We start from the raw sequence: 15,248 nt of genomic DNA, 5'->3' as shown, positions 1-15,248 counted from the left end.
CCCCTGCCCCGCCTGCCCGCGCCGCCCCCGGTGCTGTCACTGCCGCCGCCCGTGACGACGACGCCGGTGCCGCCACAGAAGCCCACCGAGCCGCCCGTCGCGAACGACTCGGATCCGATGACGCACCTGGAGTACCTGGCCTCCGACGCGCTGAAGGGGCGCGACAGCCCGTCAGCGGGCCTGGACGCGGCGTCCGCCTACGTGCAGGAGCACGTGCAGAAGTACGGCCTCGTGGGCCCGAACTCCAACAACCCGGAGAACCCCTTCCAGCAGAAGTTCGACGTCTTCTCCTTCGCCGGCTCGCCGGCGGCGGAGGGCGCGTCACACGGCGCGAGCCACGGACCGCACAAGGAGTTCGGACACACGACGTTCGCGGAGGGCTTCTACCTGGACGACAAGATGCCCGGGGACACGCTGGCCCTGCTCAACCGCCAGTACGAGAGCACGATGAAGGCGGCCGGCAAGCCGCTGGTGCCCGCGCAGGCGGGGGCGCAGCGCAGCGTGGAGGAGCTGCGGCAGGTGGCCACCGCGACGGGCCCGGCGCTGAACACGATGGCGCTGCTGCCCGGCACCGGGCCGCACAAGGACGAGGTCATCGTCGTGATGGCCCACCTGGACCACGTGGGCGTGGACCGCAAGGGCAACGTCTTCAACGGCGCGGACGACAACGCGTCCGGCAGCGCGGTGCTGATGGCGGCGGTGCCGGAGCTGGCGGAGGCGCAGAAGCGCGGGGAGCTGGATCGCTCCGTGCTCTTCATCTGGACGGGCGCGGAGGAGAAGGGGCTGGTGGGTTCGCAGTACTTCGTGGACCACCCCATCCCCGGCCTGGAGCTGAAGAACATCGCCGGCGTCATCAACACGGACATGGTGGGCCGCTGGGATGATCAGCGCCTGTCCGTCGTCGACACCAACACGAAGGGCCAGCCCAACTACTTCCGGGACGTGGTGGACCAGGCGAACCAGCAGCTGGCGGATCCGTTCGATCGCATCAACCGGGACATCAACGTGTACCGGGACCGGCAGGACGGCGCGTCGTTCGGGCGCAAGGGCGAGGACGTGCTCTTCCTCTTCGAGGGCCTGTCCAACCCGAAGGGCGGCGGCGACCTCATCCCCGAGTACCACGAGCCGGAGGACGACATCGGGAAGATCCTCGAGGACAACGGCGGGGAGAAGCCGCGCCGCGTGAAGGACCTGATGGTGAACGTCATCCACCTCGCGGCGAACCGCACGACGGCGCCGTGACTGGACGGGGGGATGAGCGCCCCCCTCCCTCGAATCGAGGTCGCGCAAGGCAGCCTGCCGGAAGACTCGCTTCCGGCGGAGGTGCACGACGACCTGGCGCGCAAGCGGCCCGAGCCCTCAGGCTCGGCGAGCGGCCTCAGGCGGCCAGCTCACCGTCGGACACGGGCGCGCCGGTGAGCGCCTGCAGCTCGTGCTCGCTCAGGACCAGCTTCTCCTCGGAGCCGCGCCAGACGAACGGGATGCCCGGCTGCCGGTAGAGGTGGGCCGGGATGTCGCGGGCCAGCTGCGCGTGGAGCTCCGGCAGCTTCGACCAGTGCAGCCCGTGCCGCGTGTGATGCGCGGTGTGGTAGCCCAGGTTGCCGGTCATCAGGTTGTAGCCCTTGTGGAGGATGTTGTACGAGGCCTCCGCGTGCTGCGCGGTGTTCAGGTCCACGTGGTGGAAGAAGGTCGCCCACACGGTGACGAAGAGCGACGCCACCATCGGCAGCAGGAAGACGAACAGCGCGTTGTAGGGGTTCACCCAGAACAGCCCCGCCAGCAGCACGAGCTGGAGCGCCGCCATCACGACGAACAGGCGCAGCGACTTCGGGTGCTGCCTGCGGCCCACTTCCCAGGCGCGCGGATACGCGGTCAGCATGGTGCTCAGCGAGTACTCCAGCTCGCCCATCGTCGTGCCGTCATCGCGCTTCCAGCGGGACTCGTCCTTCGTCTGGTCCAGGTAGTTGCGGTGGTGACCCACCACGTGGTGGAGGAACCACGCCTGGGACGTCACGCCCGTCTGGAACCCGAAGATGATCTCCAGGAGCCGGTTGGGCAGCGCGTGCCGGAACATCGTCAGGTGCTGATGGTGGTGGTTCCACGCGCTGATCCACCCCTTGGGGATGATGCCCAGCGCGAACCACAGCACGGGCACCCACCAGCTCCGCGCCGTGAGGAACACCGTCACATCGAGCGCGAACACGCCCGCGAACATCAGGACCGGGATGCGATCTTCAGGGTGCCGGAACAGGGTCATTCGCCTTCCACGACAAGAGGGACCAGGGAGGATTTGCAGACTTTCCGACTGTAAGTCGTGAAGCCCCACCTGGAACAGGCCCCTGGCCCATCCCCTTCCTGGAGTCTTCCGCCGGGGCCGTTTCGCCTGCCCGTCCCTTGTCGCCCCCCGCTCCAACCCCCTGGAATCCGTGCACTTGTGCACGGAACACTGGCGAATCTCTCCAGGTAGGGTAGGTCACGGCGCGTCACGGGAGGGTGACACCCCTCGCCGAACCACCTCCCGCGGCGGATGGCGCCTGTCGCCCCAGGCGCCGAGGGAGACGCCATGCTCGAAAAGCTGATGCCGAAGTCGGACGAGTTCTTCGACGACTTCGACGCGCAGTGCTCCAGGACTGTCGAGGGAGCCAGGCTCCTTCACGAGCTCCTGAGTGACTACCGGGACGTGCCCACGCGCGTCCAGGCGCTCAAGGACGTGGAGCACCGCGGAGACGAAGTGACGCACGCGGCCTTCAACCGCCTGCACCAGCAGTTCATCACCCCGTTTGATCGCACGCAGATCCACTCCCTGCTGTCGCGCATCGACGACGTGCTGGACCTGACCAACGCGGCCGCCGCGCGGCTCTTGTACTACGAGATTGAATCCACCCGGCCGGACGCCGCGGAGCTGGCGCGCCTGCTGGTGCTCTCCACGCTGAAGGTGCAGGAGGTCGTCGCCGCCCTGCGCCTCATCAAGAAGCCGGAGCAGATCCTCGCCGGCTGCAAGGAGATCAAGACCCTGGAGTCCCAGGCGGATGAAGTGCTGCGCTCCGGCATGGGCCGGCTGTTCAAGAGCGGCGTGGACACCCTGACCATCATCAAGTGGAAGGAGATCTACGACCTCATCGAGACGGCGACCGACAAGTGCCAGGGTGTCGCGAACGTCATTGAAGGCGTCGTGCTGGAGCACTCCTGAAATGCTGCTCGCCGCGGTCGTCCTCATCGTCATCGTCGCGCTCGTCTTCGATTTCATCAACGGCTTCCACGACGCCGCGAATTCCATCGCCACCGTGGTCTCCACGCGCGTGCTGTCGCCGAACCTCGCGGTGGCCTGGGCCGCGTTCTTCAACTTCGTGGCGGCCTTCGCGGGCGGCGTGCACGTGGCCAACACGATGGGCAAGGGCATCATCAACTTCGACATGCTCCGCGCCGCCGGCCCCACCGCGGTGCTGCTCGTCGTCTTCTCCTCCCTCATGGGGGCCATCACCTGGAACCTGCTGACCTGGTGGTGGGGCCTGCCCTCGTCGTCCTCTCACGCGCTGGCGGGCGGGATGATTGGCGCCACGCTGCCGGTGCTGGGCTTCCAGGGGCTCGTGGGCTCGGGCATCGCGCGGATCGCGTCCTTCATCGTCCTGTCGCCCCTCATCGGCATGTTCCTGGGCATCACGATGATGCTGATCAGCACCTGGACGGTGCACAAGCAGACGCCGCTGCGCGTGGACACCTGGTTCCGCAGGTTGCAGCTGGTGTCGTCCGCCATCTTCTCCTTCAGCCACGGCACCAATGACGCGCAGAAGGTGATGGGCATCATCGCCGTGGTGCTCTTCGGCACCATCTGGCGCGACCGGCCGTTCCACATCGACTGGTGGATGATCATCTCCTGTCACGCCGCCATCGCGCTGGGCACCTTCTTCGGCGGCTGGCGCATCATCCGCACCATGGGCCACAGCCTCACGAAGCTGGCGCCCATTGGCGGCTTCTGCGCGGAGACCGGCGGCGGCGTCACCATCATCGCCCTGGCGGAGCTGGGCATCCCCGTCTCCACCACCCACACCATCACCGGCGCCATCGTCGGCGTGGGGTCCACGCGCGGCTGGCGCGCGGTGAAGTGGGGCACCGCCGGACGCATCCTCTGGGCCTGGGTGTTCACCATCCCCGCCGCCGCCCTCGTGTCCGTGCTCGTCTACGGCATCACGCTCGGGATCGTCCGGCTGGTGGGCTGACCGCGGCGCCCGAGGGCCTGGGCCCTTCCGGTGTCACCCCCGGAAGCGGCCCGCCCTCCCCTTCTTCTTCCCGCGGACCTACTGGACGACGCGGGCGTTCACCACCGCCGGAGGTCCGCCCAGCGCGGGCGGCGTCCAGGGCACCACCTTCTTGTTCTTCCACTCGACGAGCTTCAGCGACGGGTCCTCCAGCGGCACGTCGAAGGTGAAGGACACGCGCTTGGGGCCCCCGGCGTCGGTCTCCTCGATGCGGACCTTCAGCCCCTCGAAGGTCACCTCGTCCCCCTGCTTCATCGGGTAGCGCGCCGCGCGGTGGATGCGCTCCTCCACGGACGTGAGGAAGTTCCCCTTGGGCAGCGCCAGCTCCAGCGTGTTGGGCCCCGTGCGCGTCACCAGCTGCTCATCCAGCGAATAGGACAGCGTCCACCAGGACTTCGGCAGCGGCTTGCCCAGGGACCACCACTGCACGGAGCCGTAGATGCCCACGACGCCGTTGGGCGCGTTGAGCACCACCAGCCGCTGGTTCGGCAGCGCCTTGAGGTCCAACGCCTCGCCGTAGCGCAGCTGTACGCGGTCCAGGCTCGCCTGCATCTGCGAGTACACGTCCAGGGTCTGCCACCACACGTAGGGGGCGGCGACGATGTGCAGCAGGCCCAGCACCGCCGCGCCCGCCAGCACCGCGCCGGAGCGGAGCGTGCGCGCGCGGCCCTTCCACGCATGGCGCAGCACCATGGCGATGGCCACCGCGGAGCCCAGGCTGGGGACGATGAGGGTGCGGGAGCCGGCGAACGCGGAGCTGGCCAGCCACGTGGACACGAACGAGCCCGTCAGCATCCACCCCAGCGTGCGCCGCTCCGAGGAGTCCATCGAGGGCCACACGCCCCACAGCAGCAGCCCCAGGAAGGCGACGCCCACCGCGCCCAGCACCGTGAACAGGGGCACGTAGGACAGGTCCATGATGAAGTCCGTGGGCGCGCTGATCGTCAGCCCCGCGATGGCCGCCGGGACGCGGATCAACATCGCCTGGAACCACGCCACCGGCGTCTCCATCGCGTCCAGGTACATGTCCGAACCGGACGCGCCGTAGCCCAGCACCCGGTACAGCACGAAGTAGCAGGCCATCAGCGCGCCGAACGGCAAGAGCCCCTTCACCCGGTCCACCGGCCGCCCCGGCCCGGAGAAGGCCTCGTAGGCGAGCAGGTACGGGCTGAGGATCATCATCGTCTCGCCGCCCGCGAGGCTCAGCACGTAGGCGATGAGCGCGAAGGCCAGGGCGCCCTTGCGCTGACGCTCCCGCCACTCGACGTGGAAGAAGATGCCCACGAGTCCGAAGAGCATGGACACCAGCACGCTGCGGTAGGACAGCCACCCCAGCAGCGCCGCGTGCGAGCCGTGGATGGCGAAGAGGAACATCGCCAGCGCGCCCACCGCCGTCGGCAGCACGCGCTTGAGCAGCACGCCCGCGAGCATGATGAGCCCCACGTACCAGAGCAGCGAGTGCAGCTGGTAGGCGACGGCGTTGCGGTTGTAGAGCAGGTGATCCAGGCCGTACAGCGCGCTGCCCAGCGGCCGGAAGAAGGACACCTTCACCGTGGGCACCGCCCACCACGGGAAGACGCCGGCCTGCTTGAGCGCGTGCGTGTGCTCCGGGATGCCCGTCGCCGTGCGGTACACGTCGAAGGGCGTGTTGCCCAACGGCGCGGGCGGCGGCACGTCGTCCCAGACGCCCAGCCAGATGTAGTCATCCGGCATGAAGCCGACGCGCAGGGTCAGCGCGCCCAGGAGCGCGGCACAGACAACGGAGATCCAGAAATAACGCTGAAACGACCATCCACGGGAGGTCGGGTTTGGGGTGGCATCCATGTTTCAAATATCTATCAGCGTGGCCCCCCCGCGAGATAGGTCCTCCTGGGTCGTCCGCTGCCACCGGAAGGACGCGGAGTGCGGCGTCCTCCGCCTGAATCCTTTGCCAGCGCCCGGACTCCGGGTGATTCTCCGCCCACGGAGGGGGACGCAGTCCGGCGGTGTCTTCGCGCGCGGGTGCGTGCCGTTCCTTCCGCGCCTTTCGCCCGGAACGCACGCATGCGCATCGCCATCATCGCCACGTACACCCACCCGACCCGGCTGCGAATCAAGGAGCCCTCCATCATGCAGTCCTCCGTGCCGGAGCTGATCGCCGGCCTGTGCCCGGAGCACGCGGAGGTGGAGATCTTCAACGAGAAGGAGGCGGACATCCCGTTGGACAGGCACTGGGACCTGGTCTTCTTCTCGTACCTGCACTCGTACTACGAGCACACCAAGGTGCTCTCCACCCTCTTCCGGCAGCGGGGGATGACGACGGTGGCGGGCGGGCGTCACGCGGGCTACTTCCCCGACGACGCGGCGCTCTACTTCGACGCGGTCATCACCGGCGAGCCGGAGTCCAACGTGCCCGCGCTCGTCGCGGACTTCGAGAAGGGGAAGCTCCAGCCGCGCTACAACAACCCCTCGCTGGGCGCCGCCGCCATCCGGCCGTACCGGTATGAGCTCATCAACTTCACGCACAACAAGGTGCGGCTGCCGGGCATCGAGGCGTCGCGCGGCTGCCCCTTCGCGTGCAACTTCTGCGTCCTCACCGGCAACGAGCGCTACCGCTTCCGGCCCATCCCCGACGTCATCGATGAAATCCAGACGCGCATGCGCTGGAACCCGAACTACCTGGGGCTGATGGACGACGCGTTCATCTTCCTGGACAACAACCTGGGCGGGTCGCCCAAGTACCTGCGCGCGCTGTGCGAGGCGCTCATCCCCCTGAAGAAGACCTGGGGCTGCGCCCTCACCTTCAACGTGCTCAAGGACGAGTCGCTGGTGAAGCTGATGGCGAAGGCGGGCTGCCGCTACGTCTACACCGGCCTGGAGTCGTTGAATCCGGACTCCCTCAAGGCGATGAACAAGGGCCAGAACAAGCTGTCGGAGGTGGACGCCGTCATCCGCCGCGTCTTCTCCTCCGGCATCCTCCTGTCCTTCGGGCTCATCGTCGGTTCGGACGGCGACACCAACGACTACCTGCACCGGCTGCCGGAGTACCTGGCGGACCTGAAGTACTTCTCCGTCACGTTCCTGGGCATCGTCTGCCCCTACCCGGAGACGCCCTTCTTCCGCGAGCTGCAGGCGGAGAACCGGCTGCTGCCCGGCACCACCAGCCGCGACTACGACGGGTACACGCTGTGCCACCGGCCCAAGCAGCTCCACGCCTCCGAGGTGGTGGAGCACTTCCTGCGCCTGTGCCGCACGCTGGGCAGCCTGCCCAACATCGCGCGGCACTACGCGTCCAAGCTGATGATGAGCGACATGCCGCGCTACAAGCAGACCATCCTCTTCTCCGGCCCGGAGATCGTCAGCATCCGCAACCCGGTGAAGAACACGGCGCGCCGCTACATCGCGGGCCTGGACGCGCTGGAGGACTGGGACGTCCAGCAGATGGCGGCGCTGGGCTTGAAGCCCCAGCTCGTGACCTGAGCCGGCGCCCGAGCCGGCTCAGGAGCCTTCAGCGGATCCGCGAGGGCAACCGCACGTCCCACGCGAGCCCCAGGGCCTGGAGCGAGCGGATGAAGAGCCAGCCCGGGTCCCACTGCCACCACACCCAACCGTGTCGCGCGGACGCGGGGAAGGCGTGGTGGTTGTTGTGCCAGCCCTCGCCCAGCGCGAGCACGCCCACCCACCACACGTTGCGGCTCTGGTCGCGCGTGTCGTGGACGCGGACGCCGAACCCCGCGTGGCACACCGAGTTCACCGCGTAGGTGCTCTGCATCCAGCACACCACCGGCAGGAAGAAGTACGCGGGCACCGTGCGCCAGCCGAACGTCAGCCCCACCACGAGCACCGCCAGCACCTGCGGCGCGATGCGGTAGCGCAAGAGCCAGTGGTAGTAGCGGTCCCCCGCCATGTCGCGGCACCAGGTGCGCCAGCCGTCGTCGTCCGTGGAGGCCTCGTTGAGGATCCACCCCATGTGCGCGTACCAGAAGCCGCGCACGGGCGAGTGCACGTCGCCCTCCGCGTCCGCCTTCGCGTGGTGCAGCCGGTGCGTGGCGGCCCACAAGAGCGGGCTGCCCTGCGCGGTCAGCATGGCCACCGTCACCAGCGCGTACTCCACCCAGCGGGGGCAGGCGAAGGCGCGGTGACACAAGAGGCGGTGCAGCCCCACCGTCGTCCCCAGCCCGATGGTCACGTACACCGCCAGCGCCACCGGCAGCGCGTACGGAGGCCAGGGCAGCACGAAGGCCAGCGCGGCCAGGGCGTGCACCACGAGCATGTAGCCGACGATGACGGGACTGGCCTGGAAGCGGAGCGGAACGGAGGTCATGGCCCGGTGCGGGAGCGAAGGTGGAACCCGCAGTGTAGGGGCCGGGACCGACGGGACAAGCATTGCGCCCGGATTCGCGGCCCGCTCACATCACGCGCGCGTCCTGGCCGCCCCGGGCCTGGGATGTCAGCAGCGGGGGCGCGGCGGGCAGGAGGGCCTGCGCGGAGGCCTGGAGCCGGTCGATGCGGCGCAGCTCCGCGCGGGCGCCCACCTCCGTGAAGATGTCGCGCGCGCGGGCCAGGAAGGCCTCCCGCCGGTGCGGCAGCGCCACCGCCGCGTCGAAGTAGGCGACGCCCGTCTCCCAGCGGTTGGGGCTCGCCTCCAGCACGGCGATGGCCTCCAGGAACACCGGCTCCGCGGCCCTGGGCCCCTTGCGCAGCCGCAGCGAGCGCGCCGTCACGCGCAGCGCCGGGCCCTTCAGGTACGGGTACAGCCGCGACAGCACGCGCGCCTTCATGGACGCCAGCCGCACGATGCGCAGCAGCTGCTTGCGCGGCACCACCGTGGCGCCCTCCTCCAGCGCGAACAGGGCCGCCTCCGCCGCGTCCACCAGCCCCACCTGGAGGAAGGGCACCAGGACCTGGTAGCTCCAGATGCTCTTGAAGCAGCGCACCGCGACGAACGCCGCCTCCTCCACCTGGTGCTCGCGCACCGTCACGTTGGCCAGGTGGTTGAGGCTGGCGCACTGGTTGGCCAGGTCCGCCACCTCCTCGCTGATGCGCAGGCCCTGCTCCAGCTCCGCGCACAATTCGCCCACGTCCCCTTCGCCCAGCAGGTAGCGGCACATGGGCGCCCACGAGTGCGCCCAGCCCTGGTGCATCAGCGCGTTGAGCTCCACGCCAATGGTCTTCATCTGCTCGTAGAGCTCCTCCGCCGTCTTGAAGCGCGAGCAGAGGAACTCGCCCGTCGCCTGCATCATCAGGGACGTCTGGCGCTCCCAGCGCTCGCCCACCACGCGCAGCGTGGACACGGCCTGCTCCTGGAAGTCGCGCGAGCGCTTCAGCTCGTTGGCGAAGAAGGCCTGGATGCCCAGCCGGCTGAGCGCGAGCCCCTCCGCCACCGGGTCCTTCGAGCGCCGCGCGTACTCCAGCGCCCGCTCGCCGTGGTAGCGCGAGCGCTTGAGCAGCCCCGCGCCGAACAGCAGCGTGGCGTAGTAGCCGCTGGCGAGGCTCATGGCGTAGTCGCTGCGCGAGCGCTCCGCCATGTTGGTGGACACGAGCGTCGCCCAGGTGAGCTTGGTGATGTCGGAGAAGTAGTAGATGCGGATGAGCGAGTTGAGCGTGCTCAGCTGCTGCAGGTACTGCGGCAGGCGCGACGCGGGCAGCGGCCGCAGGATGAAGGGCAGGAGCGTGGCGAGCCCCCGCAGGAGCAGGTTCGCGAGCGTGCGCAGCGCCAGCGCGGGCAGGCTCTGCGGCAGGCTCCGGCCGCGGAGGATGAGCGACTGCTCCAGGTGGTGCGTGGCGCGGCCGGACTCGCCCTTCTCCTGGTGCGCGCGGCCCAGGCCCAGGTGCAGCTCCGCCTGGAGGGGGACCTCCTCCTCGTCCACCAGGCACTGCTCGAACATGATGATGGCGCCGGCGTAGTTGCCCGCCTGGAGCAGCGTCTCCGCCAGCTCCTGCATCACCCGGCGCGTCTTCAGGAGCAGCGCCTCCGGATCCAACGGGGCCACGGTGCCCAAGAGCTCCAGCCCGCGGTTGTAGTGGTAGACGGCGTCGTCGTTGGCGTACTGCGCCCGCGCGCTGCGGGCCGCCATCAGCGTGTACTCCAGGCCCTTGTCCTCCACGTTGCCGGCCAGGAAGTGGAAGGCCAGCAGACCCGCGGAGCCGGCGAGGTTGTCGCTCGCCCTGGCCTCCAGGTAGCGCGCGAGCCGCCGGTGCAGGTCCTCTTTCGCCGACACCAGCAGCGTGTTGTAGGCCACGTCGCGGATGACGATGTGCTTGAAGAGGCAGGTGTACGGCTCCTCCGACTCCAGGAGGATGAGGCCCAGGCGCGTGAGCGTGTCCATGGCCTCGCGCAGGCGGGGGCCCACGATGGAGCCCGGCACCAGCGCGGACACCGCGTCCAGCGTGAAGACGCGCCCGATGACGGACGCCACCTTCACCACCAGCTTCTCCGTCTCGCTCAAGAGGTCGATGCGCGACAGCACCACGTCCTGGATGGAGTCCGGCAGCAGCAGGTCCTGCAGGCCGCGCTTCAACTCCATGCGCTCCGAGCCGGGCTCCGCGATGCCCAGGTAGCCCTGCTCCGTCAGGCCATCCACGATGGATTCGATGAAGAACGGGTTGCCCTGCACCTTCGCGAGCAGCCGGTCCTCCAGCGCGAGGTCCGGCGGCGACAGGCGCAGGTGCACGCGCAGGAGCGTGCGCGTGTCCTCGTCGTCCAGGCTGGACAGCTCCACCGGGCAGTACTCCGGCAGCTCGCGCAGGCCGCGCAGCTGCTCGCCCGGGCGCATCGTCGCCAGCACCATCATCCGGTGCGAGCCCAGGCGCAGCGCGAGGTACTGGAGCAGGTCCAACGAGATGTTGTCCGCCCAGTGCAGGTCCTCGAAGAAGAGCAGCAGCGGCCGCGCGCGGCTGAGCTTCTCCAGGAGCTGGAAGACGATCTGGAACACCTTCTGCTGCTTGCGGCGCACGTCCACGGCCAGCGTGTCGGGCGTCTCCTCCATCGCCACGCCGAGGATGTTCGCGATGACGGGGATCCACTCCGGCCCCACGTCCTCCAGGCCGTCCAGCCCATGCCCCAGCTTGCCCAGCTGCGTCTGCGGATCATCCGCGTCACCCAGCCCGAACGCCTGGAGCAGCACCTCCTTCCAGGGGAAGAAGGGGGTGAACATCTCGTAGGAGTAGCAGATGCCGTAGAGCGCCCACGCGCCGCCCTCCTCCGCGTCGTCCAGCACGCGCGCGCCCAGCCGCGACTTGCCGATGCCCGCCTCGCCGGACACCACACAGACGCGGCCCCGGCCGTTGAGCGACGCGTCCAGCGCCTCGCGCAGCACGACCAGCTCCTGCCGCCGGCCGATGATGTCGCCCTGCCCCTTGATGAACAGGCTGCGGCGCGTCTCCCCCAGCAGCCGGTACACCGGCACCGTGCGCGAGACGCCCTTGAGCTTCGCGTCCTCCACGAACTCGGTGGCGAAGCCGCCCTGGTGCAGCCGCCCCTGCGTGTTGGCGCACAGGTGCACGCCGCTGGTGCGCCCGTGCGTCATCAGGCGCGCGGCCATGTTCACGACCTCGCCCAGCGCCGAGTACCCCTTGCGCCACGGCGAGCCCATGTCCCCGCAGTAGGCGTGCCCGGTGGCGATGCCGATCTGCAGCTCGTCCAGGAACGGGAAGCTGTCCCGGGCCTTGAGCAGCTTGCAGGCCAGCCGGCACGCCAGCACCTCCTTGTTCTGCTGGGCGGTGGGCGCGCCGAACAGGACGTAGAGCACGTTGCCCTTGTCCGTGAAGTCCGTCATCAGCAGCACGCCGCCGTGGTGCGCGCTCTCGCGCTGGACGAACTCGTAGTAGGTGTTCAGGTCGCGGGTGAACGACGTGGGGTCCCCGTCCGACGACGTGTGCGTGAAGCGCACGAAGAAGCAGGTGACGTCGCGGAAGTCGCCGGAGAACTCCTGGTGCGCGGTGGTGATCTTCGTGAAGAGCACCGGGTTCAGCAGGAGCGCGCACCGCCCCACCAGCTCCGCGCCTCCCACGGGCGGGAGCAGCGGCCGCTTGACGGCCTCCACCGGCGCGTCCAGGGCCAGCCGGTGGTTGCCCCCCGCGCGCTCCTCGCCCCGGCGCGCGGACTCCGGCAGCGCGCTCCAGGCCCGGGGGCTGAGCACGACCTCCGACACGGTGGACTGCTTCTCCGCGCCCACCGCCTGCGCCAGCGGTTCACCCACGAGCGCCGGGTGCATCCACAGGCCGGTGGCGCCCATCACGATGCGGTTGGACTCACCGAAGCCGATGCCGATGCGCGACGACACGCCGAAGCGCTGGCCCAGCAGCTCCAGCCGGGCGAAGCGCGCCAGCCTGCGCTGCACGCTCAGCGCGCACACCGCGGCGCGCTGCACGACGTCCCCGTCCGCCTCTCCGGGCGCGGCCTCGAAGCACGCGAGGATGGAGTCCCCGGCGAACTGGTAGATGTCACCGCCGTGGTCGCGCACCACGGCGATCATCTCGGTGTAGTAGTTCGTGAGCAGCCGCTGGAGCGCGTCGATGCCGCGAGGGCCCGCGCCGCTCAGCCCCACCACGATGGGCGTGAAGCCCGCGATGTCCAGCAGCAGGATGGCGCCCCGCACGGGCTCCACCCGCGGCAGGGCATCCGCCTCGTGGTGCGCCAGCCGCGCGAGGATGGCCGCCGGCATGTAGGGCGCCAGCGCCGCGACGACCGGATCGATGTGCTGCTCAGAGGGCATCCCGGGGGCCTGGGCTCAGGACAGCGTGGCGTAGCGCAGCCACAGGGCCGCCACGCACACCGCTCCGTAGAGGGGGATCTCCGCCGTCTCGGTCCAGGGCTGCTGCTTCATCACCGCGCCCCAGACGTGCACCACGGTCATCAGGCCGCCAATCAGGCCGATGAGTTCGAAGATGACCAGGTGGCTCTTGGGGTCCGGGATGAACTGCACCACCGCGATGATGACCGCCAGCGCCAGGGCGCCCAGGCAGCGCGCGAAGTAGACCGTCAGGTCGTTGTTGCCCGTGGGCAGCTCCCACCCGAACCAGCGCGCCCACCGCAGCGGAACGAACAGCAACGGCAGTGCGTAGCCGACGAGGAAGAGGGACGTCGAGAGCGCGAGGAACCAGCTGGCCAGCGGATAGTCAGGGTTGATCATGGTGGCGAACGTGGCGACGGCGGGGCGTCCCCGTGCTGGGCGCGCCCGACCCCACGTGTCCATCCTAGAATCTTTTCCCACCCCGTGGGGCGCCTACCCCCTCTAACGGGTCGCGGCCAGGAGGAACTCGGTCACCCGCTCCAGGGACGTGGTGCGCTCGGCCTCCGCCGGGAAGCGGCGGAAGGCCTCCAGGGGGCCGTGCAGGATGAGGGGCTTGCCATAGCGCAGCGCCAGGGCGGCCTCCGCGGCGGTGCCCGCGCCCCCCGGCAGCGCCACCAGCGCGTGGGGCGTCAGCACGTTGATGTGGTTCCGGCTCATCGGGTCCGTGCCCTGCTCTCCGCTGAGGGGCAGGTGGGTGTAGATGGGCAGCTCGATGTCCGTGTTCGGATAGCCCGGGCGGGGCTGGTAGCGGCCGTCCGCCCCCACGGTGCCGGGGATGATGCCCAGGGAGGCGCCCCGCCGGCCCTCCACCGCGACGAAGGCGCCCGCCGCCGCGCTCATGACACCGCCGCCCGCGCCGGTGAGCAGGTCGAAGCCGGCTTCGGCAATCCACCGCGCCAGCGGTATCACCCACGCCTCGTGGGACTCCGTTCCGGAGCCGAACACTCCGATGATGCGGCGCTGTCTGCGCATGGCGACGGCCTCCCGGGGGTCCTGAACCGCGTGCCCACCCCTGTTCCATGCGAATCCGCGGCCAAGGCCGCAAGGGATCACGGACCGCCGTGCGGTGCCGTTGCCGTCCACCCGTGGAAGCTCCGGGAAGCGAGCGTCCGCCACCCATCGCTTTCCTGCCCGGGGCGGCAGGCCGCCCGCACCGCCGGTGATGTCGGACCCCTGCTCTACCTTCGTGCGCAGTGAGCCTGGAGGCCGCCCATGTTCGACGCCTGTGGAGGTTGTGAGCGCCGTGGCACCGCCGGAGAGGTGTACGACTGGTGCGCGCACTGCGAGCTGTCGCTGTGCCCCGCCTGCCTGTCCCGGGGCTGCTGCGGCACCGTGCCCGCGGACTCCGGACGGGGCGCGCCACGTGAGCTGCCGGAGCCGCCCCGGGCCGCGCCGGAGCCCCTGCCGGAGCACTTCGGCGGGCGCTGCTGCACCCACGCGCGCGCGGTGGCCTGCTCCTGCGCCTTCCACTGGGTCTGCGTCCGCCACGGCGACCTGCACGTGGGGACGCACGACTGAGTCACCCGGAGCCCTTCCCGGGTGACGGAGACGACCGGCGGACCGCGGGCTTCAGGCCGCCCACGGCCCCGCGGCTACGGCAGGCAGAGGTGGGCGCCGCTGACGTTGCCGAAGGGGCTGGGCGGCTCGAAGGTCGACGGGCGGATCTGCAGGCCGCCGAAGGTGATGACGCCCGGGATGAGGGGCGCGTTGATGGGGTCGAACTTCCACGGCCGGCGCGTGGCGGCGTCCGTGGTGTCGTCGCGCACGGTGAAGCGCACGCCCGGGGCCTTGGGGCCGGAGGCGGGCTGCACCACCACGAAGATGCCCAGCCCACTGACGGCTCCGGGCTGGACGATGAAGCCGCGCGGGGACTGCAGTCCCGGAGGCAGGCCGGGCGCCCCGGGCGGCTGCCACGCGACGTTGAACACCTGGCCGGAGGTCGCCTCGAGGGCGGTGTTCACCGCCGGGGCGCGCAGCATGGGGAAGCCCGGCTGGTAGAGCCAGAAGACGTTGACGCCGTGGAACTTCGTGGGGTCCACGAAGTCCGCCGGGGTCGTCGGGGCGCCCGCGGCCGTGAGGGCACGGGCGACGGCGTCCAGGATGCCGTTGTCTCCGATGGCCAGCGACTCCTGGAGCACGCACATGCTGTGGTTCGTCGCGATGGGCCGCAGCGTCACCGTGGGGAAGTAGCGCGACGCGGGGGGGATGGGCGGCAGCG

General features: G+C 69.8%; 11 protein-coding genes and 1 pseudogene. 5 read left to right on the top strand and 7 right to left on the bottom strand.

The window, feature by feature from the left end:
* Window positions 1-1,242, top strand: a 1,242-nt coding sequence (locus tag D7X12_RS29410) for a M28 family metallopeptidase (protein ID WP_120628574.1), incomplete at its 5' end; no start/stop codon positions are given.
* Between the two features lie 136 nt (window positions 1,243-1,378).
* On the opposite strand, the gene D7X12_RS29405 is transcribed toward D7X12_RS29410, so the two are convergent.
* On the bottom strand, window positions 1,379-2,257 hold the full coding sequence (locus D7X12_RS29405) for a fatty acid desaturase family protein (RefSeq protein ID WP_120628573.1): 879 nt from the start codon (window positions 2,255-2,257) through the stop codon (window positions 1,379-1,381).
* A 306-nt stretch (window positions 2,258-2,563) separates the two neighbouring features.
* Here D7X12_RS29405 and D7X12_RS29400 point away from each other — a divergent pair, with 306 nt between their 5' ends.
* Together D7X12_RS29400 and D7X12_RS29395 are read left to right on the top strand one after the other, a co-directional pair.
* The gene (locus tag D7X12_RS29400; RefSeq protein ID WP_120628572.1) at window positions 2,564-3,190 is read left to right on the top strand and encodes a DUF47 domain-containing protein; all 627 of its coding nucleotides are present in this window, start codon (window positions 2,564-2,566) and stop codon (window positions 3,188-3,190) included.
* Window position 3,191: 1 nt separating this feature from the next.
* A complete protein-coding gene (locus tag D7X12_RS29395; RefSeq protein ID WP_120628571.1) occupies window positions 3,192-4,217 on the top strand; it encodes an inorganic phosphate transporter in 1,026 nt (341 codons plus the stop codon).
* A gap of 78 nt (window positions 4,218-4,295) precedes the next feature.
* Here D7X12_RS29395 and D7X12_RS29390 read toward each other — a convergent pair whose 3' ends face one another.
* On the bottom strand, window positions 4,296-6,080 hold the full coding sequence (locus tag D7X12_RS29390) for a hypothetical protein (protein WP_120628570.1): 1,785 nt from the start codon (window positions 6,078-6,080) through the stop codon (window positions 4,296-4,298).
* Between the two features lie 219 nt (window positions 6,081-6,299).
* Here D7X12_RS29390 and D7X12_RS29385 point away from each other — a divergent pair, with 219 nt between their 5' ends.
* Window positions 6,300-7,715: a B12-binding domain-containing radical SAM protein gene (locus D7X12_RS29385; protein WP_120628569.1), complete on the top strand. Its 1,416-nt coding sequence runs from the start codon at window positions 6,300-6,302 to the stop codon at window positions 7,713-7,715.
* Window positions 7,716-7,743: 28 nt separating this feature from the next.
* On the opposite strand, the gene D7X12_RS29380 is transcribed toward D7X12_RS29385, so the two are convergent.
* The 4 genes from D7X12_RS29380 to D7X12_RS29365 form a co-directional block, all read right to left on the bottom strand.
* Window positions 7,744-8,559, bottom strand: coding sequence for an acyl-CoA desaturase (locus tag D7X12_RS29380; protein WP_120628568.1), 816 nt, complete (start codon window positions 8,557-8,559; stop codon window positions 7,744-7,746).
* Between the two features lie 85 nt (window positions 8,560-8,644).
* Complete coding sequence (locus D7X12_RS45160) at window positions 8,645-12,952, bottom strand: AAA family ATPase (protein ID WP_120628567.1); 4,308 nt, start codon at window positions 12,950-12,952, stop codon at window positions 8,645-8,647.
* A 15-nt stretch (window positions 12,953-12,967) separates the two neighbouring features.
* Entirely contained in the window at window positions 12,968-13,369 is a 402-nt protein-coding gene (locus D7X12_RS29370; RefSeq protein WP_120628566.1) for a hypothetical protein, read from the bottom strand.
* Window positions 13,370-13,471: 102 nt separating this feature from the next.
* Window positions 13,472-14,002, bottom strand: coding sequence for an SLOG cluster 4 domain-containing protein (locus D7X12_RS29365; protein ID WP_120628565.1), 531 nt, complete (start codon window positions 14,000-14,002; stop codon window positions 13,472-13,474).
* Between the two features lie 240 nt (window positions 14,003-14,242).
* Between D7X12_RS29365 and D7X12_RS29360 the strand changes: the two genes are divergently transcribed.
* On the top strand, window positions 14,243-14,548 hold the full coding sequence (locus D7X12_RS29360) for a hypothetical protein (protein WP_120628564.1): 306 nt from the start codon (window positions 14,243-14,245) through the stop codon (window positions 14,546-14,548).
* 74 nt (window positions 14,549-14,622) lie between these two features.
* Here D7X12_RS29360 and D7X12_RS43080 read toward each other — a convergent pair.
* Window positions 14,623-15,248, bottom strand: a pseudogene (locus D7X12_RS43080) (hypothetical protein); the annotation flags it as partial.

Source organism: Corallococcus sicarius, from assembly GCF_003611735.1.
GTDB classification, from domain to species: Bacteria; Myxococcota; Myxococcia; order Myxococcales; family Myxococcaceae; genus Corallococcus; species Corallococcus sicarius.
The sequence above is the reverse complement of the archived record's forward strand: the minus strand, read 5'-3'. Positions and strand labels throughout refer to the sequence as shown.